The organism is Parageobacillus galactosidasius, from assembly GCF_002217735.1.
GTDB classification, from domain to species: Bacteria; Bacillota; Bacilli; order Bacillales; family Anoxybacillaceae; genus Parageobacillus_B; species Parageobacillus_B toebii.
Genome location: NZ_NDYL01000001.1, coordinates 1,665,682 through 1,688,911 on the forward strand (window position 1 = coordinate 1,665,682; position 23,230 = coordinate 1,688,911).

At 40.9% G+C, this 23,230-nt stretch carries 16 protein-coding genes and 8 pseudogenes; 14 read left to right on the forward strand and 10 right to left on the reverse strand.

What is annotated here, in order from left to right; translation table 11 throughout:
• The first annotated feature begins 58 nt into the window (after positions 1-58).
• Positions 59-2,173 (forward strand): GDYXXLXY domain-containing protein, encoded by a 2,115-nt coding sequence (locus tag B9L23_RS08855; RefSeq protein ID WP_089097396.1) that lies wholly within the window; start codon positions 59-61, stop codon positions 2,171-2,173.
• 417 nt (positions 2,174-2,590) lie between these two features.
• A pseudogene (locus B9L23_RS08860) lies at positions 2,591-4,065 on the forward strand (penicillin acylase family protein); the annotation flags it as partial.
• A gap of 160 nt (positions 4,066-4,225) precedes the next feature.
• Here B9L23_RS08860 and B9L23_RS08865 read toward each other — a convergent pair.
• A complete protein-coding gene (locus tag B9L23_RS08865; RefSeq protein ID WP_089097397.1) occupies positions 4,226-5,098 on the reverse strand; it encodes a fructosamine kinase family protein in 873 nt (290 codons plus the stop codon).
• The gene (locus B9L23_RS08870; protein ID WP_062677288.1) at positions 5,095-5,823 is read right to left on the reverse strand and encodes an NAD-dependent deacylase; all 729 of its coding nucleotides are present in this window, start codon (positions 5,821-5,823) and stop codon (positions 5,095-5,097) included. Before B9L23_RS08870 ends, B9L23_RS08865 begins: the two co-directional genes overlap by 4 nt.
• Before the next feature lie 155 nt (positions 5,824-5,978).
• Here B9L23_RS08870 and B9L23_RS08875 point away from each other — a divergent pair, with 155 nt between their 5' ends.
• Entirely contained in the window at positions 5,979-6,533 is a 555-nt protein-coding gene (locus B9L23_RS08875; RefSeq protein ID WP_015863676.1) for a DJ-1/PfpI family protein, read from the forward strand.
• Positions 6,534-6,572: 39 nt separating this feature from the next.
• Here B9L23_RS08875 and B9L23_RS08880 read toward each other — a convergent pair whose 3' ends face one another.
• Positions 6,573-7,469 carry a DMT family transporter gene (locus B9L23_RS08880; RefSeq protein ID WP_089097398.1) on the reverse strand — a complete coding sequence of 299 codons (897 nt, stop codon included), beginning with the start codon at positions 7,467-7,469 and terminating at the stop codon, positions 6,573-6,575.
• Positions 7,470-7,638: 169 nt separating this feature from the next.
• Positions 7,639-7,815 (reverse strand): annotated as a pseudogene (locus B9L23_RS21680) (ISNCY family transposase); the annotation flags it as partial.
• Between the two features lie 389 nt (positions 7,816-8,204).
• Between B9L23_RS21680 and B9L23_RS08895 the strand changes: the two are divergent.
• From B9L23_RS08895 to B9L23_RS21690, 7 genes and pseudogenes are all read left to right on the forward strand, one after another.
• Positions 8,205-9,372, forward strand: a pseudogene (locus tag B9L23_RS08895) (transposase).
• 297 nt (positions 9,373-9,669) lie between these two features.
• A pseudogene (locus B9L23_RS08900) lies at positions 9,670-9,819 on the forward strand (gallidermin/nisin family lantibiotic); the annotation flags it as partial.
• 467 nt (positions 9,820-10,286) lie between these two features.
• Positions 10,287-10,451: pseudogene (locus tag B9L23_RS08905) on the forward strand (lanthionine synthetase LanC family protein); the annotation flags it as partial.
• Positions 10,452-10,585: 134 nt separating this feature from the next.
• Positions 10,586-11,284, forward strand: coding sequence for a response regulator transcription factor (locus B9L23_RS08910; protein ID WP_089097399.1), 699 nt, complete (start codon positions 10,586-10,588; stop codon positions 11,282-11,284).
• Positions 11,271-12,716 carry a sensor histidine kinase gene (locus tag B9L23_RS08915; protein WP_089097400.1) on the forward strand — a complete coding sequence of 482 codons (1,446 nt, stop codon included), beginning with the start codon at positions 11,271-11,273 and terminating at the stop codon, positions 12,714-12,716. The genes B9L23_RS08910 and B9L23_RS08915 overlap by 14 nt, the downstream gene beginning before the upstream one ends.
• 158 nt (positions 12,717-12,874) lie before the next feature.
• A pseudogene (locus tag B9L23_RS21685) lies at positions 12,875-13,009 on the forward strand (IS110 family transposase); the annotation flags it as partial.
• A 24-nt stretch (positions 13,010-13,033) separates the two neighbouring features.
• Positions 13,034-13,246: pseudogene (locus B9L23_RS21690) on the forward strand (IS110 family transposase); the annotation flags it as partial.
• 214 nt (positions 13,247-13,460) lie between these two features.
• Here the strand turns inward: B9L23_RS21690 and B9L23_RS08925 are convergent.
• The 5 genes and pseudogenes from B9L23_RS08925 to B9L23_RS21520 form a co-directional block, all read right to left on the reverse strand.
• Positions 13,461-13,895, reverse strand: coding sequence for a NisI/SpaI family lantibiotic immunity lipoprotein (locus B9L23_RS08925; protein WP_081189713.1), 435 nt, complete (start codon positions 13,893-13,895; stop codon positions 13,461-13,463).
• A gap of 112 nt (positions 13,896-14,007) precedes the next feature.
• Positions 14,008-14,796 carry a lantibiotic immunity ABC transporter MutG family permease subunit gene (locus B9L23_RS08930; protein ID WP_081189714.1) on the reverse strand — a complete coding sequence of 263 codons (789 nt, stop codon included), beginning with the start codon at positions 14,794-14,796 and terminating at the stop codon, positions 14,008-14,010.
• 1 nt (position 14,797) lies between these two features.
• A complete protein-coding gene (locus B9L23_RS08935) occupies positions 14,798-15,544 on the reverse strand; it encodes a lantibiotic immunity ABC transporter MutE/EpiE family permease subunit (protein ID WP_081189715.1) in 747 nt (248 codons plus the stop codon).
• Between the two features lie 15 nt (positions 15,545-15,559).
• Positions 15,560-16,252, reverse strand: a complete 693-nt coding sequence (locus B9L23_RS08940; protein ID WP_089097401.1) for a lantibiotic protection ABC transporter ATP-binding protein — start codon at positions 16,250-16,252, stop codon at positions 15,560-15,562.
• A 38-nt stretch (positions 16,253-16,290) separates the two neighbouring features.
• Positions 16,291-16,688: pseudogene (locus B9L23_RS21520) on the reverse strand (transposase); the annotation flags it as partial.
• Positions 16,689-17,060: 372 nt separating this feature from the next.
• Here B9L23_RS21520 and B9L23_RS08950 point away from each other — a divergent pair.
• On the forward strand, positions 17,061-17,975 hold the full coding sequence (locus B9L23_RS08950; protein WP_089097402.1) for a tyrosine-type recombinase/integrase: 915 nt from the start codon (positions 17,061-17,063) through the stop codon (positions 17,973-17,975).
• A 663-nt stretch (positions 17,976-18,638) separates the two neighbouring features.
• On the forward strand, positions 18,639-19,961 hold the full coding sequence (locus B9L23_RS08955; RefSeq protein WP_081189718.1) for a gluconate:H+ symporter: 1,323 nt from the start codon (positions 18,639-18,641) through the stop codon (positions 19,959-19,961).
• Between the two features lie 91 nt (positions 19,962-20,052).
• Here the strand turns inward: B9L23_RS08955 and B9L23_RS08960 are convergent, their stop codons facing one another.
• Positions 20,053-20,202 carry a DUF3006 domain-containing protein gene (locus B9L23_RS08960; protein ID WP_223812141.1) on the reverse strand — a complete coding sequence of 50 codons (150 nt, stop codon included), beginning with the start codon at positions 20,200-20,202 and terminating at the stop codon, positions 20,053-20,055.
• A 412-nt stretch (positions 20,203-20,614) separates the two neighbouring features.
• Here B9L23_RS08960 and B9L23_RS08965 point away from each other — a divergent pair, with 412 nt between their 5' ends.
• Positions 20,615-22,057, forward strand: a complete 1,443-nt coding sequence (locus tag B9L23_RS08965; RefSeq protein WP_089097403.1) for an NAD-dependent malic enzyme — start codon at positions 20,615-20,617, stop codon at positions 22,055-22,057.
• 88 nt (positions 22,058-22,145) lie between these two features.
• Positions 22,146-22,691 (forward strand): GNAT family N-acetyltransferase, encoded by a 546-nt coding sequence (locus tag B9L23_RS08970; protein ID WP_089097404.1) that lies wholly within the window; start codon positions 22,146-22,148, stop codon positions 22,689-22,691.
• Positions 22,692-23,230: the final 539 nt, after the last annotated feature.

The window sequence follows — 23,230 nt, forward strand, 5'->3', positions numbered from 1 at the left end:
CCGCATAAAATGTGGTGAAAATGGAGGTATATGATTCGTCTTTTAAGGGGATGAAAGGATGGCAATACGTTTAGTAAGAACAGGCTATTTATTAGGTATAGCGTTGATATTGACTGGCGTTATTTATTTTTTTGCGTCTAATTGGCAAGGTATGGATCGTTTAGCAAAGGCAGTATTAAGCATCGGCTTAATGGGATTATTTTACGGGTCGAGCGCTGTTTTTGCTTATGTCATGAAACGTCATGATTTTTTAGGCAGATGGCTGTTCGTCTGCGGGACGTTGGCGTTTGGCATTACACTCGCCTTGATCGGGCAGATTTATAACTCCCATGCCGACAGCTATTGGCTGTTTATCATTTGGCTCGTTCCAACGGTTGTGTTTGCATGGATCACGAAGTATGAAGTATTTTCGGTCATCAGTGTCGTGCTGCTGGAGCTGGCATGTTGGTTTTATTATTTTCCGTCTTCATACAGGATTGAGTGGAGCGAATGGCAGTCGTTTTTTCTGCTTGTGATGTTTGCTGTCATCAATGGCATTGTATGGATTTTTAGCCGCTCTTCCATTGTTGCTTATCTTGCGTATGCGGCGATGCACGGCTGGCTGTTTGTGACGGATGTGACGGGATTTTTATATGGCCGTGACGCTTGGTGGCCGTATGTGTATGCTCTGTTGTTTATAGGGTTCTTTTATTACTTTTTCGCCATGGCGAAAAGACGGTCGTATGTGTTGCTAACGAGTTTATTTGCGGGGGCGTTTCTGATTGCGCAATATTTCCGCGTGATTGGCGAGCATTTTGAAGAGGGGTTTTTGCTTGGCGGGCTTGTGCTTGCGGCAGTCATTGTATATGGAAGTGTGTTTTTATTAAAACGGGTAAAGCATATTTCGAGCGAGAGCACAAAAGGAAGGATTTTTCTTATCATTTTCCAGTCTATTGTCACGTTTGTCGCTTCGCTGATTGCGGCTGCGAGCGTCATGGGGCTGTTGATGATATGGATGGAGTCGCTTTCGATGTATGTATTGTTTGCAATATCGGTCATGGGATTTGTCGCACCCGCGTTTTTGGGGAGGCGCTGGAATCCGACTGTGCGCTATACATTGCTTGCCGTCGGATATGGTCTTGGTTTGATGACAACGTGGAAAATCTCGCTTGTGCTGCTTACAGTTTATACGGCTACACTTCTTATTTGCTATGTGCAGTCGGCTGATGGTGGCATCCGCGCATTGACAAACATGGCCGTGTCGCTATATTCGGCCGTGATTCTCGATCAAGTAACGAATGAGGAGCGTCTTGTGTTGCTTGGTGTTGCCGCATTGAACGGGTGTCTATATTGGCTGGGCAGGCGCAGGAAAGAACCCCTTTTCTTGCCGCTCGTTTTAGGAATGGGCGCACTTCTCCTCTTAACAAGCATGGATGTCTTCGCAGCGGGTGCTTGGTATGTGTCTGCCAACATTTTGTTTATCGCTGTCATTTTCACTTTTCTTTTTGCGCCGCTTTTCCAAAACGAACGATATGAGCAGCTTGTTGCCTGGGCATATTTTTGGCTGTATCTCGTGCTCAAGTATTATGAATTTGCCTGGAACTTGCTTGACAAGTCGATTAGTTTGATTATTGCAGGGCTTTTGTTTTTCATTGGAACCGCGGTATTGGAAAAACGAAAAGGGTTGCTGCCTGTTAGTCCTGCACAAGGACTGTATCGGAAATGGGCGCCGTTATTAGCGATTATGGTAGCGCAGGCCGTGTTTGCCGGGTACATGGTTTGGGATAAGGAGCAGCATTTGCGAAATGGAGAAGTAGTGAAGCTGGAATTGCAGCCGGTTGATCCCCGTTCGTTTTTACAGGGAGATTATATACGGTTATTTTATGATATTTCGACGATTCGGTCTTTAGACGGGAGCGGCAAAGTACAAGTAGTGCTGCGAAAGGATCAAGACGGCGTGCATCGCTTTGCGGATATTTATGCGATAAACGGGCAGCAACAAGAGGAGTATGTTCCGCAAGATGGCGATGTAATCCTCAATGGAACGTTTTACGGCAATACGGTCGTGTATGGAATTGAATCGTATTTTGTTCCGGAAGGAAAAGGGACAAAATGGCAGGAGAAGGCCCGCTTTGCCTATGTGCGCGTTAGTGAGGACGGAGATGCGCTGCTCGAAAAGATCAGCAGTGAATGAGGGAACCATTTCCTCATGAAAGGGAATATGTTTGGTAAAGCTAATTCGAAAAAGGAACTGTTCTTCGAATTAGCTTTTTCTTTTTCATAGAAAGGAAAACTTAGGGAAAATGTCCTAATCAAATCAGGAGTAAAGTGGTATATACAACTATACCATAAATTGCTATTCTATAAAAAATGAAAACACTTCCAATATCTCTGCTTCAACATTTTTTGCCCCAAGAAAATGCACCAGGAAAAATACGTTTTTTCTATTATTTTGATGAAAAGGAGGCTGCTGATGAGCAATCGGTCTATTTCCATCGTTTTGTCATCTGTAATGTTAGGATCAGTCATCATTTCTTCATCCCCACCTGTTTTCGCAATATCCCATGAACATCCATCTCCCACGATGGAGCAAACTGAAAAGAAAGTATACAAAACTCTTTTGGCGAATGATCCTCATTTATCGCTAAGCACCCCGTCCATTTGGTATCAAATGCATTTGCAGGCCCCCACCTTGAATGTCAGTGGAGTGATTTTCTCAGGAATCCCAGGCATCATTTTAGGACATAACGAGCATGTAGCGTGGGGCGTGACAAACACCGGACCGGATGTGCAAGATTTATATATCGAAAAAAGAAATCCAGCAAACAAGCGGCAATTTTTGTACAACGGAAAGTGGGAAGACGCGAGGGTCGTGAAAGAGCCGATCAAAGTCAAAGGCGGCAAAACGATTCCATATAAGGTGACGATTACAAGACACGGTCCTGTCATTTCCGATTTTGCATATAAAGATGACAATATGGCGTTCTCACTATGCTGGACGGCGCTGGATCCATCTACAGAGCTGCAGGCCATCTTGGAAATGAATAAAGCAACGAACTGGCAGCAGTTTGAAAAAGCGCTCGAGCATTTCCATGTTCCGACGCAAAACTTTGTTTTTGCGGCAAAAGACGGAACGATCGCGTATAAAGCAAACGGGAAGATTCCGGTTCGCAAAAAAGGAGACGGTCTGCTTCCGGTCCCAGGCTGGACGGACGAATACGAATGGATTGGATTTATTCCGTTTGACAGGCTCCCGCGCGTGGTAAATCCAAAAGAAGGATTTATCGCCACGGCGAACAACAAGGTGATAGGAAATCACTATCCATACCATATCAGCCACCACTGGGCGCAGCCATACCGTTATATGCGGATTGCGCAAGTGCTTGAAAGCAAAAATAATCTCACGATCGAAGACATGAAAAAGCTGCAAATGGATCAAACCAACTTATGGGCGAAAGAATTTGTGCCGGTATTGGTGCAAGCGGTGGCTGGCAAACCGCTTTCCAAAATTGAGCGAAAGGCGCTTGATGAGCTGCGAAATTGGGATTATGTCGATCGCAAAGACGATGCCGCCCACTGATTTTCCATCTGTGGATGAAAGAAATTCCGAAAGTTTTGTTCCGTAAAGATATTCCGCCGCAAGTGGATAAGCTGTTTGAAGAAAAACAGATCGTGGTTGACGAATTGTTGCGGCGGGCGGCGAAAGGAGATGTCTCGCCATGGTTTGCGGAAAACGGCGGATTTGCCCGTGTGCTGCATCATGTCACCGACCAGTTGACGGAAAAATACGGGGCTGACCCGTCGAAGTGGAAGTGGGGAGACTATCATCAACTTTACTTTGCCCATCCGATGTCAAGTTCCTCCTCGTTGCTGCAATTTTTCTTCAATCGGGAAAAGGCGGTTTCTGTCGGCGGCAGCCAAGCAACGGTGCAGGCAGCGAGCTTCACGGACAAAGGCATTGTCAACCATGGCGCTTCCTGGCGGTTTGTCATCGATATAAACGATATCAAGCATGGCTACCATATCGTCGGGCCTGGTCAGGCGGGGCATTTCAGCAGCCGCTGGTATCATGATCAAATCGATGACCATCGAATATAATGCTTGGCGAACGAGGAAAATGGGCGTTGCTTGTCTACATTGGGGATACGTTTTGGGATTATGTGGTGGTGGAAGTGAAATAACAGATTGGAGATAAACACCCTTTCCCTTCTCCTTAAAAGCAGGGGAAGGGTGTTTATATTTTCTATTATTCTCCGACATACCCTCGCAGCACACGATCGACCGCACTCCCGTATGTTTCCCCGAATAAGTTCAAATGCACAAGCAAATAGAAAAGCTGATATAATTGTTTTCGTTCGTGATAATCGGAAGAAAGCGGCATGAGTTCGTTATATGCCTCATAAAAGCGGTTAGGGAATCCGCCGAATAGTTCGGTAAAGGCGATTTCAAATTCATAGTGTCCGTAAAATACAGCGGGATCAATCAAATACGGAACGCCGTTTGCGCCAACGATCCAGTTTCCGCCCCAAAGATCGCCGTGCAGTAAAGATGGGGAGCACGTTTCAGGAAGCCATCGTTCAAGAGAAGCAAGGAGCTTCTCCAGCTTGTTTCTTCTGCGCGCTGGCATTCGCCCCTTTTGTTCGGCAAGTTCGATTTGCGGAAGCAGGCGGCATTCCCGGTAATAGTCGACCCAGTTTTCATACCATCCGTTTTTTTGGGGCAATAGCCCAATATAGTTGTCTTCCACAAACCCAAACGAAGGACCGTAACATTGATGAAGACGTGCGACGGCATAGCCGAGTTGTTCCGCGGTCTTGCTTGTTTCTTCTCCTTCAACCCATTCAAGAATAAGAAAGCCATAGTCATTTGTTTCTTTGACGCCATAAACAGAAGGAACGTTGATGGCATTCGCCTTGCGAAGCGTCTCAAGCCCCGTCGCTTCGCATTGGAAAAAGCGAGGCGGAAGGGAATGGCGGATTTTCACAAAGTACGGCTGCCGCTCGCTTTGGACGAAAAACGCCTCGTTAATATCGCCGCCGTATACCCGTTTGTATTGCAAGATGGCCGATGAATCGCCGATGTGTTGAAGCGCTTCTGCGATGATCGTTTCCGTTTTCATGAATCATTCCCCACTTTCCACTCACGCTCAATGTCGCGAAGGACGTCGCCGATTTTCCGCTCATGAATGACGATATCCGCAATATCATCGAATTCCGTCGGCTCCCAGTTTACAATAACGACTTTCGCACCGTTTCGTTTGGCAACAAGCGGCAGCTGATTAGCGGGCGATACTTGAAGCGAAGAACCGAGGACGATCAATAAATCGGCTTTTTGCGCTGCCTGCCATGCTTGTTCAATGGCGTCTTCTGGAAGCATTTCTCCAAATAGGACAACAGAAGGACGCAAAAAACCGCCGCAGTCGCACTCGAATTGGTTATGCAAATATACTTCGCTGTCTAATGTGTTTCCACATCGCTGACAGTGGACCGTCCGAAGCGAGCCGTGCAGTTCAATGACGCGCTGGCTTCCTGCTTGCTGGTGAAAGCCATCTACATTTTGCGTAATGATTTGTTTAATCAGCCCACTCCGTTCCCAGTCGGCTAAAATGGCGTGCCCTTCGTGCGGTTTACACGATCGGAGGGTGCGGATGCGGTATTGGTAAAATTCGATAAATGCTTCGCGATGATGTTCAAGAGCGTAGGTGCTTGCTAATTGTTGCGGATTAAAGCGATTCCATAAACCCGTCTTAGCCGAACGGAAGTCAGGGAGTCCGCTTTCCGTAGACATGCCCGCTCCTGTCAAGACTACGGCGTAACGGGATGACGATAACCATGAAGCAATCATGTTATTCCTCTCCTTTGCAGAAAACTCGTTATTTCTATTTTACATGATGAGTCCGATTTTCCCTATTATCCTATTTGACAAGCATTTTTCTTTTAATTTTTTCCATCTTTCGGTATGATAAAAGTGTAAGTAAAAATAGATAAGGAGGCATGATCATGAGCAAAAAAGTATTGATTGTAACCGGAGATGCGGTAGAAGCGCTAGAAGTATATTACCCATATTATCGTTTACTAGAAGAAGGATATGATGTAACGATTGCCGCGCCGAAGAAAAAGAAATTACAGACGGTTGTGCATGACTTTACTGGCTGGGATACATATGAAGAAAAACAAGCATATCTTATTGAGGCGCACGCGGCATTTGCCGATATCGACCCAACGCAATATGACGGAATCGTTATTCCAGGTGGACGCGCGCCAGAATATATTCGTCTTGACGCCGATCTTCAACGCATTGTTAGACATTTCTTTGAAGCGAATAAACCGATCGCTGCGATTTGCCATGCGTCCCTTATTTTCGAAACGATGCCAGATTTGTTGAAAGGACGCAGCTTAACTGCATACATCGCTTGCAAACCAGGTGTGGAAGCACTTGGGGCAACGTATGTATCTGACAGCACAACACATGTCGACCAAAACCTCGTTTCTGCTCATGCTTGGCCGGACTTGCCTGTCTTCATGCGCGAATTTATTCGTTTGCTTCAAAAATAATGATCAAATCCCCTCAAGGCAGCTTGAGGGGATTAATGTTTATATGGCCGCGTCTTTCGCCTGGGCTGCTTCTGCTTTTCGGGCGTTTGTTGCCAAGTATACCCCAATCAACACAAATGCACCGCCAATCAGTTGTGACGCGGAAATTTTTCCCCCTAATAAAAATGTGAACAACGCTGTAAATACGGCGATTAAGTTCAAATAAATGCCTGCGTAGCTCGGTCCAACCTTTTTGACAGCCATGTTCCAAAATAAGAACGAAAAAACGGATGGAAACAAACAAATATAGCTGATGCCAATCCATCCTTTCCCGCTTAACTCGGCAAGCGGAATCGGCTGAAAGAAAAGAAACGGAAACAACAAAATAATGCTGAAAAATACGGAACAAGTAGTCGCAGTAATCGGGGGAACGGCTAATTTTTTTCCGATAATCGAATAAAGCGCCCACACTACACCAGCGATGAGCATCATCAAATCGCCTCGGTTATAGCTCGTTTGGAAAATCCACTGCAGATGTCCGTTTGTTAAAATAAACAATACGCCGACTAGCGAAATGACAAAACCGATCACATTGATAAATGTCATCCGTTCTTTTAAAAGAAAATATGACATAATCACGATAATCGCTGGGTTCAATGCGTTGACAATCGCCGCATTCATCGGTGAGGTATATTCCAATGCTCCGTAAAGAAGCAGGTTATAGCCAATAATGCCAAGAATACCGGCGATGCTTAATGGCAGCCAAAATTGCTTCATGATTTCTCCATAGCGCGGTCGTTCCAAAAAATAGGAGATGGGAAGAAGAAATAAAAACGCAACGCTCCAGCGGATGAATGTAAGCCATAGAGGGCTAATTTCTGCGATGACATATTTTCCAAATAGATAATTACCTGCCCAAAATAAGTTGGCTAACACTAAAAAGATTTTCTCTCTCATTCATTTCTCTCCTGTCTCGTCTTTTGATATTCCTTATTTTACTACATTTACTTCATGACATGTTTGATATCCTTCTTTTTTGAAGAAGAGGGTTTGGCTAACGTTGTTTCTTCTGCACGTACATCTAGTGAAATGAGAATTTTTTTGATTGTTAGATGGTGTTGCAAAACTAGAGTAAAAACTCGAAGTTATGCATAAGGATACAGCAGAACACATGTAGTACATATCGATGAAATCCATACCATCGCGGCTGTTCCACCCCATCACTTTTTAACTCATTAAATACCTGTTCAATCCCGCGGCGAAGCCCAAACAGCCATTGGCCAAACCTCGTTTTCAAAACGATTTTTTTTGACACTGTCGGCATTCCTGTCACATACGGTGTTTCTGGTAATGACAGAGAGTCAATATATCGAAATAAGGATGCTAAAAGTGGATCGATTTCATAAGACCATGCATGTTCGCTGTTCCAATTAGAAATCATGATCATATCCACCCCTTGGAGAGTTGTTTTTGGTCGCTGTATATAATTTCCAAGGTGGTGGATTTTTTATGTGCATTTATGCATTCGTTATGCGTTTGGCAACATGTTCCTACAAAGAAAAAGAGGGTGTCCCAAAAGTGTTCGCATAGCGTTCGTTTTTGGGACACTTTTTTGGATAAAAAAGAAGAAAACCGTTCCTCTTTTGGTATCATAGAGTCACCACAACCCTACCAAGAAAGGACGGTTTTCTTATGTATATTTATTATAACCAAGATCAACTCATTTTGCCAATGGATCTTGAAATTCTTATTCCCAAACATCATCTTTGCTGGGTCGTGGATCTAGCCGTGGAAAAAATGGATCCGGCTCTGTTCGTTTCCCTCTATCCTGGCGGAGGCCGCCCAGCCTATCATCCGAAAATGATGTGGAAAGCCATCCTGTATGCCTACGCCAATCGGATCTACTCCTCTCGCCAAATCGCCAAGCAGTTGAAAGAAAACATTTACTTTATGTGGCTATCCGGCCATCAAACACCGGATTTCCGCACAATCAACCGGATTTCGGTCGGAACGGATGAAGGACGACCATATGAAAAACGGCCAGCTCAAACCGGGGTACAATGTGTAGATTGGGACAGAGAACCAATTCATCACTGGATTTAGCGTGCATCAACGGACAGGGGATGCCGGATGTTTCATTCCGCATTTGGAGCAATTGGCCGCCTATGGACGTCCAATACCCAAACGAGCCATTGCGGATTCTGCCTATGGGAGTGAGGAGAACTACACGTACTGTGAGAAAAAGGAGATAGTCGCCCTGATCAAGTACAACACGTTGGATCGAGAACAAACGAAAGCGTGGGCGAAAGAGATCGGCCGAATCGAGAACATGACGTATGAGGAGGAGCTGGATGAGTGGATTTGCGCCAAAGGAGAACGGTTGGTGTTTGTGTATGAACGGAAGGAAACGACCGACAACGGATACGTTACCGTCAAACGGACGTATCGTTGTACGGCATGTGCCGGATGCCCGTTTCAGACGGCATGCGCCAAAGGCAAAGACACGAAAACCATCCGCGTTTCCTTGAAAAATCAACAACAACGGCAAGAGATCCGGGAACGGCTGTCCAAGGAAGAAGGGGCGGCGACGTACCGAAAACGACAAATCGAAAACGAGCCGGTGTTTGGGCAAATCAAGCACAACCAGCAATTTCAGCGCTTTTTGTTGAGAGGGCTCCCAAAAATTACCTTGGAATGGGGGCTTATTTGTGCTGCTCACAATTTGAAAAAGTGGGCGGCCACCATCGATCCAATGAAAAGAAAAAGGGAGAAACATACGGGGATGAGAAGAAGCAAATTCTTTGAGAGAGCAAAAAATATCCAAAATATCTGTTATATTGCATTCCAAACTTCTCAGTGAAACAGCCCCCTTCATGTAATATATTTAAAATCTGTTCCCCTGAAAAAGAAATCCCATAAACTCAATACCAATTAGATATCCAATAATAATAACAACAATTAGTGCAACATTTTTCAATTTTTACAAAAATATAAAGAAATTTATAAAAACATAAATAAATTTACAAAAATTATAAAAATGTACACAAACACATTAGAAAAATATTAGAATTTCTATCTACGTTAAGTATCGAAAAGAAGTTTTTAAGTTTTGACATTAACTGCTTGGTGAGAAAGGATTGAATAGTTTGATGATTTCGATTTGGACATTGTTGTCAAAAAACAAGACAACGTCGTACAACCGAATGTTACAAGTAAATCTCTTTGTACTCCGAGTTGTATCACAGGTGTGTTAATGTGCTTAACGCAAAATTCTTGTGTATCTTGCAACTCTTGCATTCGATGCTAATGGTTCTGATTCATCAACATCCATTCAACCATGTTAGCGTTAAACGACTTTAAGAAAATCGGTCACAAGCCAACTTTCGACAGAAAATTGAGGGAATTTGGCACTTAAATTCAACCTTGATCAACGCTCGTCAAGGGAGAGAAAGAAGTCAGTGAGGGCAAGAGCAGAAAGAGTATAAGAAGCCCTTGTCCATTCTTGATTTTTCCGTTGATGGGGTTGGAATGGTCAAGGATTCTCTCGGTTGGAGCAGACACGATAAGACAACACGATTTTCTTGATGGCATCCAACATAAAAGAACAAGTAATGCCAACCCTTTGACGCAAATTACGTCTCGTCCCCCGCAGAACGAACCAGACAGCTTGTAGGAGTATTTTATAGACTGTTGGCAGGGTGATAAAAGGAATCTTAGTGATACCGCTTGCTACAGTAGTTGGCCAATGATATAGTGTAATTTTACAATGATGAATTTCCTTTTGGTTTTAAAAATATTGAGGGAAGCGAAGAGAACAGGGAATATTATGATTATGTCGGATTAATAGACGGAACGGCGGGAATTTTATTGACGCTATTAGCTATACAAAACTCTAAAAAAACGCCTTGGGACTGTGCATTTTTATTGTCTGAAGTTTAAAATTATTATTGGTCAGACTAAGAAAAAGGCAGGGTATTCTCTTATGATGTTAAGAGGGTACCCTATCTGCATAGATACGGAATATGTTAAAATGGTGTTTAAATTCCATTAACTGTAAGGTGGGATATGGAAAAATGAATAAAAAGAAAATTTTAGTAGTTGATGATAATGAAGATATTTGTCTTACGATCAAACAATATTTGGAGCTTTATAATTATATGGTTGAAATTGCACACAACGGTACCGAGGTGTTGAAAATTATCAACAATGATTTTGATTTGATTATATTGGATATTATGATGGAAGGCATTGACGGAATGGAATTGTGTGGTATTATCCGTGATAGAGTGGATTGTCCGATTATATTTGTCAGTGCAAAAACGCTGGAGGAAGATAAGGTTCAAGCTCTTTCCATCGGTGGAGATGACTACATAACCAAACCCTTCAGTTTAAAGGAGTTAAAGGCGAGAATCGATTCCCATTTAAGACGGGAAGAGCGGATCCGTTCGAATGACAGGTATCTTTTGAGTTCTAAAAATATTACAATTGATCTTTTGGCCAACGAGGTCTTTTGTAAAGGGATTAAATTGCATTTAACAAAAAAAGAATATGAGATTATTAAATTGTTAATGTTGAATAAAAATGTGGTTTTTTCCAAAGAAAGAATTTTTGAACGCGTATGGGGATTGGATTCAGAAAGTCAGTTAGAAACGGTAACAGAGAGCATTAAAAATATCAGGAAGAAAATAAGAGCTTTAGATAAAGAAACTTCCTATATTAAAACATTATATGGATTAGGTTATAAATGGGATGTTACATATGAAAAAAGATAAAACAATAAAAAGAGATTTTTATTTATTGGTTGTTAAGATCTTCTTGTCAACCATTGTATCCTCACTTATTACTTATTTATGTTTATTATTATTCATATTTATGTTTACAAATAATAATACTATCAAACCGACGAATTATTTTGTTAAATATCTCGATTTAATTGAAGAAAAGATTGAAGAAAACTCAGCATCAATTTTAATGGGGCGATTAATTGATACAAAGTCCTATAGCGAAAAGATTCAGGGGGAAGTTTTGGACATCAACGGTAATCATATGTATGGTGATAAGGGAGTTGCTGGGGCCAAAATAGATGTTGGTGAAGTTATAAATCATGAGATTGTAAAAGGAAGTTATGTTTACAGATTTATACCTATTAAACATGATAACTCTATTCAAGCGGTGTATGTGCTGAAAGCCCCTTTCGGATTCATCATTAATAATAATGATCGCCTCGGAATAGTGTTTATTTATGTTGTATTGTTGATTTCTCCGTTGATATTTTTTATTATATATTTAATTTTATTTACATCCAGGCTGTATAAATCATTGTTTAATAATATTAAAGTGTTGCTTCAGGCTGCCGATAAAATTTCGAACGGCGATTTTGATTTTAAGGTCTCGGGGCTGAAAAGAAAAGAGTTTATAAGGATACAGGATTCGTTTAATACAATGATCAGCGCCCTTAAAGAGATGATTGAAAGTTTATCAAAGATCGATGATGAACGGAAAATCATGGTGTCATCGATTGCCCACGATATAAGAACTCCATTAACCGTAATCCGAGGACAAATCGATTTAATTAATGATTTGAAGAGCCTAGATCATTTTGATATTACTCCCCATTTGGATATTATCCGCAAGAATTGCAGTAAAATGAGCATGCTTACAGACAATTTGTCGTTGCTATATAAAGTGGAAAAAGCACACTTCTTATTGAATATTAAAAGAATTGATTTAAACAAAATGCTTAATGAGAAAAAGCAAGAAATATCAACAATGGTCTATAATAAAAAATCCGTAAACATTTATTTTGATGTGAATTTAAGGAAACAATTTTATTTTCTTGATGAAACCATGTTAATGAGGGTTTTGGATAATATTTTATATAACAGCCTGAGATTTACAACGAGCGGGGAAATTAAACTTGAAGTACATGATGAAGTCGACGGACACGACAGCAAAATCTATTTTAAATGTTCGGACACAGGGACAGGGTTCAAGGAAAAAGATACGTCTCTGTTGTTCAAGGCTTTTTATCAGAATGAACAATATAAAAACCATTTTGGTTTAGGTCTTTATATTGCGAAAAAAATTGTAAACAATTATGATGGAGAGATTTGGGCTTACAACAATGAAAACGGCGGAGCAACCGTTGAGTTTTATATAAAGGAGATCTCAAATTATTCTCACATTTCGCACTCTCCCGACTAAAATCGGGAGTATTTTTTCATGGCCATACCGAACCAATCCCTTGAAATATCAACCCGAGTTCGACAGTGACTAGGCAAACAAATCGCCTCTCAGCCCTTGATATTGCTGGCTTTCTAGCTTTTCGATCACACCCGCAGAGGCTCCATGTCAAGTTGAGTTTGATTGCCGAGATCGACCAGCGCATCGACCACCTGCTTGAACCGTATCAACAGGAAGTGGAACTATTCATGACGATGCCGGGAGTGAAAAAAGAAACCGCCGCCGTGGTGATCGCCAAAATCGGAACGGATATGAGCACTCGCTTCATGGGCGGGATTGGCAAAGGCAATCCCCATCTCCAATCGGCGTTATGCGAGACGGCATGGGCGTTATCCCGATGCAGGAATCAACCATTGGCGTCGAAATTTTGGTCTCTGGCGGCTCGGCGGGGAAAGAAGAAAGCACTCATCGAGACTGCGCGACGGATGCTTTCGATCATGTTTTACATGATCACCCGAAAGGAACCGTTCCGCGAACCACAAATGAACTAGTATAGCCAAAAGGCGTACGGAATATACGAGGTGCCGAAACGAAAAAAATCAGGCACCTCTGCTTTCCTATTGCCTTCTTTAGCCATTTGCCAGTATACCCGGCCAGATCGGGGCGTATACAGGGATGGCTGGGGGTTATGGGTTTTCACAAAAAAGTACTTTTTTGCAAATATCCATTGCTATTTCTGCTTCAATCAAGATATGAACCTTATGATTATTTTATTTTTGCAAGATGAAATTTATTGTTAATAACTACCGCAACTTCTTCGTCCGGGCTTACACCTTTTATGCTGTATACCCAACCAAAGTTTAAATGAGTTCTTTTTTCGTCTTTTTTATTTGGAACAACTTCAATTTTTCTGAGCTCTTTTTTGCTTAATATCTCATTATTTTCATTAATCGTAATATTTTCCGAGACTTTCCCAATAGGTTCATCCAAATTGTCACGATCTACTTCTGATTCTTGAATAATATATGTTTTGCCCTCATAGCTTATTTCTTTAAAGTTTTCTTTGTTCAATTCATATTTCGGTAATTTTTTATCAATAGCCATATTTTCTGATGCGGTTTTTTTTAAGTCACTTAAAAGCGAACAGCCCCCCAGGAGAATTGCCCCAATCAGTATAAGAAATAAGATGGAATTCTTCATTTCTGCTCTATTCTCCTCCTTCCCCTGCTTTTTCCATTATTCTGTGAAAATCTTCAGTCCATGAGTGATGATTTTATACCTGGGTGGAGAGCGAAATTCACTCATGGACGTTTTATTCATATGACTTATTCCCTTCCCAATGATTAAACCAGATTAAACCGATTATAGTTACGAGTATAAAACATATAATCGCAGGCACAATCCCTTTCAACAACTCTTGAAAATAGAGATTTGACAACTGCATTCCAAAGGCATGTTTTACCTCGGGCATCAATAACATGGGAACTTGCGAAAGGCGAACGGCCCAAGTCCATGGAATATAATTCCATATATTATCTCCCAAGACAGTTGCCCCGATGATAGCCGAAATAAGGAATCCTCCGCCTCCGATCGCTATAGATGCACCCATCCCGAATGCAAAGCTGATAAGCATATGCATGGAAAAAAGAATTAGTGAGCCAACAACAGACAACATCGCTCCCTGCAAAAACAAATCATAATGAACATTGTCTACGTTCAATATATACCTCATCCCTAACAACATAAGGAAAGTTGACAAGAATATGTCCGCAATTGCTGCAGAAATCAGCAGAAAAAGTTTGCCGAAGTAAAATTTCGCTCTTGAAACAGGACCGGTCAACAAGTTCATAAAACTTCCCGATTTTTCTTCCTGGTATGAGATCAAACCGGTAAGCAGCGAGATAATAATAGGTAAAGAGACAGTCAATACCTCAAAAAAGCCTCCGTATATTTTAACTTGCCAAGAAGAAGGATCATTGTATCTGGAAAAATACCATAACATAAAGATTGGATAAATGACCGGTGTTACAAACACGATCAGTCTGATTGTTGTACGCCTTGTCTTTAACCATTCGGAAGACAGAACCTGCAGAAAAGACATTTCAGTTCACCTCTTTTCTCGAAAACCAAAATGCTGTAACAAAAGATAATAAAACAAAAATGACAATGGAGGCAGCAATTCCTATTGGAATAACGGAAGGATCCAATAAAGGACTTCCTTTCTCCAAAGGGACTCCGTTCGGATGAACACCCACAATCGGGGACATCAGTCTCATTCCCCAGCTCCACGGAATATACATCCAGTACGATTCTGGAGCCATTACTACTCCTAACACAATCCCTATCACACTGACAATAACGGAAATCACCGTTCCGAATCGTTCTGCAAAAAACAACCCTATAGGGATGTATGCTAAAGATGTGATCCAAATGGTAAGGCTGGCCAATATGACGACAGTTGCTGATGAAATGCTGTTGGGCAAAAATAATTTTAATATGATTAGCAATAGAATGAGTTCAATTGTTGAGAGCAATGTATAATAGGCAATTACAATGATTTTGCTGAACCACATACGTATAATGCTGATATCATGACAACGTAAGGCTCTATAGTTCCCTGACTTTTTTTCTCTCATTGCCGAAAGCGATGCGATCAATGACGTCCCTAACGGAGCAAATATTAACGGCCACCAATTAAATACGGTGTATTCGAAATAATTATATTCTGAATTAATCGTAGGCATGGTAATAATGGCGTACAGTACAAAGAAAAAAGGAGCAATATATACGAGTTTTTTGGCAAAAGTCCGCTTATATTTTAAACGTTCAGACTGTATCATATTCAGCATTATTCACATCCTCCTTCATAATCCGTTGACTACATCTATAAAGAGTTTTTCTAGATCTTGGTCTTCATCTATTTCGCCTTGATATTTGAGTTTCCCATTTTGAATAATGCCGATATAATCCGCCAATTGTTTTACTTCCGTCAAAATATGGCTTGATAAGATGACAGTTATTCCTTGTTCTGGGAAAGATCTGATAAGTTTCCGCAATTCTTGTATACCCAGCGGATCAAGTCCGTTTGTCGGTTCGTCGAGAATAAGAAGTTTGGGGTGATTTAAAAGTGCTTTGGCAATACCCAATCTCTGCTTCATACCAAAGGAAAACTGAGACACTTTCTTTTTTTCTGTATTTTCCAAACCAACAATTTTCAGCACTTCTTTTATTCTTGAGTCAGGCAAATTTAGTAATTTTGCATGAACAAGTAAATTCTCATAGGCCGTTAAATTGCCGTAAAGAGCCGGTGATTCGATAAGCGCACCGATATCTTTAAGGTCTTTTCTGCTCCATGGATGACCGTTAATGATAATTTCGCCGTTTGTAGGACGCAAAAGCCCTGTTAACATTTTCAAGATTGTTGATTTTCCGGCTCCATTCGGTCCAAGCAATCCATAAATAGTATTTTCCTTGACTCTTATAGATACATTGTCAACCGCAAGTTGTTTGCCGAAAGCTTTGCTTAAATGATTGGTTTCCAAAAAATACTTTTCCATTTTTATTCTCCTTTCAAAGTTAAAAAACTTTAAAGTTTTTATATACCATGTTCTGGGTATTGTATTGGATGGTGTTGCAAAACTAGAGTAAAAACTCGAAAATTATGCATAAAGATGCAACATAACACATGGAGTAAATACCGATGGAATCCGTACCATCTCGGTTGCTCCAACCTGTTCTTGTTTTCAAAAAGACGGGAAGAACTCGGCTATAAGCATCCTTCCGCATCTCGCTATTGTGGCCGTTGATGGAAGAAATGAATAGGGATCTAGGCTACTCAGCGGTTTGTCGAACCTTTTCGCTGTCATATGCGGCATCACCTAAGGCAAATTCGATTTCTTATTGTTTGAGAGAAGTAAGCAATTCCGGCGCTACGGTTGCATCATTCCGATTCACTGTAGTGAATACATGGGACAAAATCATTCCCTTGGAAGTAATCAAATCCATTAGAGAAATGAATGCATTTTTGAATCATCATTCACCTGCAATTTCACACTAACTTTTCAATATAAAGTTTTTATAATAATTCCGGTTTTTGATTAAATGAAATATATCCTATTTATACCATATTGTTCTTTATTATTTTCCTCTTGTTTGAGAACCCACTGTAATTAACTAGGTATTTTTATAAAATAAAAATATATACGCTCTCTCACTTGTACTTATAACTTGTCATATAATATACATTATATGACTAACAATCTATTCTTTTTTATGATATACTCGTCATATAATGTTATTTTTTTGACCGATTTTTTGCTCTTCGAACCTTTTTAAACTCGTCGTATAAGTGAAAGGGTGGAAAAGATGTTAAATGAGTATGTTATCTACCTTCAGGAAAAAGGTGCTTCCCCAAACACGATCATCTCTTATACCAATGACTTGAATATCTTTTTCCAAGATTTACATATCGGTCCGAGTGATTACGTCACGCCGGCCGACATTCGCAAATGGATCCATCAAATGTTAAATCCGGCGGAAGGGAAACCGTCGGCCATCTCCACCATCAATCGCCGGCTTAATTCGCTGCGGAGCTTTTATGCGTGGGCGGTCGAACATTACAAGCTCGAACAGAACCCAATGAAAGATATCCAGGATTTAAAATCGGCCGATGAAGATAACGAAAAAATTATGTGGCTAACGGAAGAAGAATTCGAGGACTTATTGCATCGGATGCGGAAAAAACCGGTTAAAAGCCGAGGAGTCGATCCCGAGGAGAAATATCGCCGGGACCGTGCGGTGGTGTATTTGCTTACCTATGCGGGATTGCGAGTGGAAGAGTTATCCAATTTAAAATTAACGGACTTAGATTTAGAGATGAAACGAATTCGGATCGTGGGAAAAGGGATGAAGGTAAGAACGGTGCCGATCTCGAATATCTTGCTGGCAGAACTCGAGGATTGGCTTAAGTTTCGCGCGGAAATGGCGAAAAAGAAACCGCATGTGGCCGAATCGCCATACGTCTTTTACAGCCAGCGTTCTCCGAAGTTTTCGGTAAGGGGCATCCAGCGAATGATCGAAAGCTACAGCCTGCCAAATAAAAAACTGACGCCCCATATGTTCCGGCATACGTTTTGTAAGTGGATGTTAAAGGCGACGAACAACGATATCGAGAAAGTACGGAGGCTTGCTGGTCACAGTAATATTGCCACGACATCCCGATACTTAAAAGACAGCTACAGCGATCTGGCGGATGCGGTAGAGACATTGCCGAAGTTTTAATCCAGATAAATTCATTCCATGAGAGAGGAAATCGATGATGGATCAATTACAGCTCATTGACGGATATTTTGGTGACAATGCGTTTTACATGCGCAGCATAGCTGGATTTTAATAGACTGCCACACCAACAAGGAATCAGCAAGGACCTTTGGATTCGATCAGCTGCATACTTTCTGTATGCTTAGATTCGGACCTAAAGGTTTTTTTTTGCGCTTTTTTAGAGAGGATTTATGGAAGGATACCTTAAATATCTAAGGACGGCACCACATTCCGTATCGAACCCTTTCAAAATAGTATATGAAAAGTAAAATAATCAAATGTTAGCATACATTTGCAAAAATACAAATACATATGCAAAAAAAGATACTTAAATGAGAACTTGCACGATGGGATTGGTTTTTTCCTTGATATGATTCTTTGGTCTACATAAATAAGGGGGGGGATATTATTTGTGTTGTAACCGTTTACAAAAAGGATCACCAGGTAATTAAGTCTACAAGTTGGTTAGTAATGAAATACACTAAATTACCAAATGAAATGATGTAAGTTTATCGGATTAATAGGATATTATTTTTCTGAATATTAATTATATTTTTTAAATTCATTGGTTGTTGGAGTTGTTTTAATGAATTGCATTAATAAATTTAAGAATGGAGTGATCATATGCCACTTATTATATTGGCACTAGGGATAGTGTTATTATTTCTACTAATCATAGTTTTTCAGCTTAACGCTTTTCTATCTCTGATTTTATCGGCCATATTCGTTTGGGTTTTCCAAGGGATGGAACCATTAACTATTGTCAAATCAATTGAATCTGGCCTTGGAGGTACCCTAGGACATTTAGCCATCATTATTGGCTTGGGTGCTATTTTTGGGAAAATCATATCTGAAGGCGGTGGAGCCCACAGAATTGCAAGATCTCTAATTAATAATTTTGGTGAAAAAAGAGTGGGTTGGGCAGTTTGCCTGGCATCTTTTATATTGGGGATAATATTATTCTTCGAAGTCACTTTCATTTTGTTGATTCCAATAGTTTACACTGTTGCAGTTGAAGCAAGAGTGAAGTTGCTAAAAGTGGGTATACCGTTTTTAGCAGCAATATCAATAACACACTGTTTTTTACCTCCACATCCAGGACCAACTGCTATTTCGTCTGTTTTAGGAGCCAATTTAGGAGTTGTTCTGGCCTATGGGTTGATTCTAGCAATTCCAGCTTCAGTTATTTTCGGTCCTTTATTTTCCATATTATATAAAAATTGGGACGTAGAAGTTCCAGATCATTTAGTAACAAAGACAGAATTCAACATGGATGAAGTCCCATCATTTGCAACTTGCGTCTTAACGACTTTGTCGCCGGTTATTCTCATTTTGATCGGAGTAATTGCAGAATATACACTTCCTAAAACCTCTACAATCTACAAAATTTTAACCTTTATCGGTAATGCTGATGTATCTTTGCTTATATCGCTCTTCATCGCAGTATATGTATTTGGTTTGCGTAAAAAAAGAAGGACGATTACTCAACTAATGAAAATCGCAGAAGAAGCACTGATTTCTATGGGCGGAATTATATTCATTCTTGGAGGCGGTGGTGCATTCAAACAAGTTATTATTGATAGTGGAATGGCCGATTACATTGCTCAATTCACAAGTGGATGGAATATCTCACCATTTATATTAGCATGGATTATTGCCTGTATAATACGGTTAGCCGTAGGGTCTGCCACGGTAACAGTTTTAACCACTTCAGCAATGATGTCGCCAGTTGTACAAAAAACAGGTGTTAGCCCTGAATTGATGGTATTAGCAATTGGAACCGCTTCTATAGCTTTTGCTCCACCAAGCGATGTATCTTTCTGGATGACAAAAGAATATTTTAACTTGACGATAGGACAGACAGTGAAAACAGTTTGTTTAATGTTTACTCTTATTGCTATTTATGGATTGCTTGGAGTATTAACGTTAAGCACGGTGATTGGCTAATATCCACGTTTCATCGATTAAGGAAATAAAAATAGCCCCTTCCTCACCTTGAAAGGGGCTTATTGCTTTTCATCCTCAACCAGTTCATTCATTAAATCAAATCCTCCATTTCTTTTCTCCGTTTATCAGTTTCTTCTTTGTCAACGCGAAAATGGCCATTTTCTAATATGACCACATCGCCGACCGCAGCGTTCTTAGGAAGCATGCTTTTTCCGATATCTATCATTTGCTTCAAAAGCATCCAAATCGCTTTCAAAACGATCGATAATATGTTTCATTCTTATGTTCGCATCCTCTTTATTTTATCTAGGAGTGAATGAAGTTTGTGTCTTATATGTTTTCCCTTTAGAAACCGCATGCGGCCTTCTCGCCATACGTCTTTTACAGCCAACGCTCGCCGAAGTTTTCGGTCCGGTGATATTTTCATATAATAATACGAAACAGATGTGATAATATAATAAATGCGACCGACACCATAAAGTATATTCCGATTATGTATGTCCATTCTGCTTTTTAGCGGAGAAACCATCGCAAGAAGCAGTTGCAGACCTTTTCCGATAGGATAAGGGTTGTCTTTTTTTCTTTAATGAGATAACATGTGAATCGTGGGAGTTTTTTATATGGATAAAAATGTAAAAGAAAGGTAGAGTGTAATGGCATTACCAAGTGGCGCAACGATGAACATCACGATTCGTCTTCAATATGAAAAAGATCATGTCTCATTCAGCGATATCGCCGCTGCGATCGGAAAAGCAGGGGGAGATATCGTCGGGATTGATGTTATTTCATCTAGCAAAGTACATACCGTGCGTGATATCACCGTCAGTGCGTTAGATACAAAACAATGCGATTTAATTATTGCAGCGCTGAAAAAAATTCAGGGCGTTAAAATTATTCACGTATCAGATCGTACGTTTTGGATGCATATCGGTGGAAAAATCGAAACGAACTCGAAATTTCCGATAAAGACGCGTGATGACTTATCACGGGTTTATACGCCAGGGGTAGCGCGAGTATGTAAAGCCATTGCGGAAGACCCAAAAAAAGCATATTCCTTAACGATTAAGCGCAATACGGTGGCGGTCATTTCCGATGGTACAGCGGTGCTTGGGCTTGGCAATATCGGACCTTACGCGGCGATGCCAGTGATGGAAGGAAAAGCGATGTTGTTTAAGCAATTTGCGGGCGTCGATGCCTTCCCAATCTGCTTAGATACAAAAGATACAGAAGAAATTATTCAAATTGTGAAAGCGATTGCGCCAGCGTTTGGCGGCATTAACTTGGAAGATATTTCGGCGCCGCATTGCTTTGAAATAGAAAGACGGTTAAAAGAAGAGCTGGACATCCCTGTATTTCATGATGACCAACACGGAACAGCAGTGGTGCTGCTTGCGGGGCTATTAAATGCATTAAAAATTGTCGGCAAAAAACTAGAGGACATTAAAGTTGTCGTAACGGGAATCGGCGCCGCTGGAATTGCTTGTACGAAAATTTTGCTGGCAGCCGGTGTGCGCAATATTATCGGTGTAGACCGTCATGGTGCCATTCATCGCGACGAGAAGTACGATAACCCGTATTGGCAAGAATATGCGCAAATCACCAATCCAGATAACGAAAAAGGCAGTTTATCCGAGGTTATCGCGGGTGCGGACGTATTTATCGGCGTTTCCGCTCCAGGCATTTTAAAAGTCGATGATGTGAAAAAAATGGCGAAAGATCCAATCGTCTTCGCGATGGCCAATCCAGTGCCGGAAATCGATCCAGAACTGGCGGAGCCATACGTTCGCGTGATGGCGACAGGCCGTTCCGATTATCCGAACCAAATTAACAACGTTCTTTGCTTCCCAGGCATTTTCCGCGGTGCGCTCGATTGCCGCGCAAAAGAAATTAACGAAGAAATGAAACTCGCCGCAGCGAAAGCGATCGCTTCCGTTGTAACTGACGACGAGTTAAGCGAAACATATATTATTCCGAGCGTGTTTAATAACAAAGTGGTAGAACGAGTGAGACAAGCCGTTATTGAAGCGGCATATCGCACTGGCGTGGCGCGGAAAGATAACATTCCTTTAGGGGGATATTCCGGAGAACAAAGATGAGGCTGTCGCTTAGACAAGACTGTTTGTTAAAGATGATGATGCCCTTCTCCTTATTTTTTACTTGATCCCTTCGAAAGGAAGTTGGAACATGGGGATTCGTTATGAAGTGATTTCCGAAGACGAGATTATTTGTATTAAAGATTTATGCAATGAATTAATGGCCTATCAAAAATCTAAAGCAACGATCCATCCCGAGTGGTTTGACGGGATGTGTTTTGAAACGAGAATGATTCCATCGATCGAAAAGGCGAAAGTGAACTACATCATCGTAGCGAAAGATGACGATGAAATTGTTGGGTATGCATATAGCAATATTTCTCCAAAAACAATCTATTCCAATAATTTCGCGACTTTGCCGTGTGACGCATTTTTTGATTTTGATTCTGTTCCAACCGATGATGTTGGCTGCCTTTCGCAGTTTTATATAAAAGAAAAATATCGCAACCGTGGAATTGGCAGCGTTTTATTCGAAAAATCGATGGAATGGTTAAGTTCATTTCAATCAATCAAGGACATATTTATTTTTGTATCAAACGGAAATGATGATGCGTTAAAATTTTATCTCCGAAAAGGGTTTAAAATCAGTCATCAAATACTGGATGGGTTTATTACGGTATTAAGGAATACGCACTAAACATGCTTTCTTTTTCAAGATGTTCGTAGAGAGGGGGAATTTTCCCTCTCTACTATAACAGACATTCGTCTGAAACCCATTTTTTTCTATCAATCCAGTGTATTTTGAAATTTGAAATAAGACAAACGTACGCTCCCTTTCATCATTTATTGATCGAACATGGAGCTAGGATTGAAGGTGAGGAAACCGCATTATCTCTTGCAATCAAGCGTGGCAACAATAAGGCTTCGGAATTTCTTCGTCTTCAAAATGGAGCGCTTTTGTAAGAAAAGAACACTAAAAGCACACTATAAGTACGCCTAGTTCTTGAATTTGATATTATTCCCCCTTGCAGTAGACAGTACTGTCTACTGCAAGGGGGTTTTTATAGATTGTTGCTTTCTTGACTACATTAATAGTTGATATATGCGTTTTAGGAGGCGTTCAAGTATGTAGAAAGATGTGTATAAAGAAAAGTCATCTTTATTTTTTCCTACTTTTTTTGCCTAATAGGCCGTTGCGATTGCACTAAAGAAGCCACCCAAAGCTTCTATCATTTT

Coding starts and splice junctions, on each gene's coding strand:
- B9L23_RS08855 (WP_089097396.1), top strand. CDS start 59: ATGGCAATACGTTTAGTAAGAACAGGCTATTTATTAGGTATAGCGTTG.
- B9L23_RS08865 (WP_089097397.1), bottom strand. CDS start 5,098: ATGAAAACGGAAACGATCATCGCAGAAGCGCTTCAACACATCGGCGAT.
- B9L23_RS08870 (WP_062677288.1), bottom strand. CDS start 5,823: ATGATTGCTTCATGGTTATCGTCATCCCGTTACGCCGTAGTCTTGACA.
- B9L23_RS08875 (WP_015863676.1), top strand. CDS start 5,979: ATGAGCAAAAAAGTATTGATTGTAACCGGAGATGCGGTAGAAGCGCTA.
- B9L23_RS08880 (WP_089097398.1), bottom strand. CDS start 7,469: ATGAGAGAGAAAATCTTTTTAGTGTTAGCCAACTTATTTTGGGCAGGT.
- B9L23_RS08910 (WP_089097399.1), top strand. CDS start 10,586: ATGAATAAAAAGAAAATTTTAGTAGTTGATGATAATGAAGATATTTGT.
- B9L23_RS08915 (WP_089097400.1), top strand. CDS start 11,271: ATGAAAAAAGATAAAACAATAAAAAGAGATTTTTATTTATTGGTTGTT.
- B9L23_RS08925 (WP_081189713.1), bottom strand. CDS start 13,895: ATGAAGAATTCCATCTTATTTCTTATACTGATTGGGGCAATTCTCCTG.
- B9L23_RS08930 (WP_081189714.1), bottom strand. CDS start 14,796: ATGTCTTTTCTGCAGGTTCTGTCTTCCGAATGGTTAAAGACAAGGCGT.
- B9L23_RS08935 (WP_081189715.1), bottom strand. CDS start 15,544: ATGCTGAATATGATACAGTCTGAACGTTTAAAATATAAGCGGACTTTT.
- B9L23_RS08940 (WP_089097401.1), bottom strand. CDS start 16,252: ATGGAAAAGTATTTTTTGGAAACCAATCATTTAAGCAAAGCTTTCGGC.
- B9L23_RS08950 (WP_089097402.1), top strand. CDS start 17,061: ATGTTAAATGAGTATGTTATCTACCTTCAGGAAAAAGGTGCTTCCCCA.
- B9L23_RS08955 (WP_081189718.1), top strand. CDS start 18,639: ATGCCACTTATTATATTGGCACTAGGGATAGTGTTATTATTTCTACTA.
- B9L23_RS08960 (WP_223812141.1), bottom strand. CDS start 20,202: ATGCTTTTGAAGCAAATGATAGATATCGGAAAAAGCATGCTTCCTAAG.
- B9L23_RS08965 (WP_089097403.1), top strand. CDS start 20,615: ATGGCATTACCAAGTGGCGCAACGATGAACATCACGATTCGTCTTCAA.
- B9L23_RS08970 (WP_089097404.1), top strand. CDS start 22,146: ATGGGGATTCGTTATGAAGTGATTTCCGAAGACGAGATTATTTGTATT.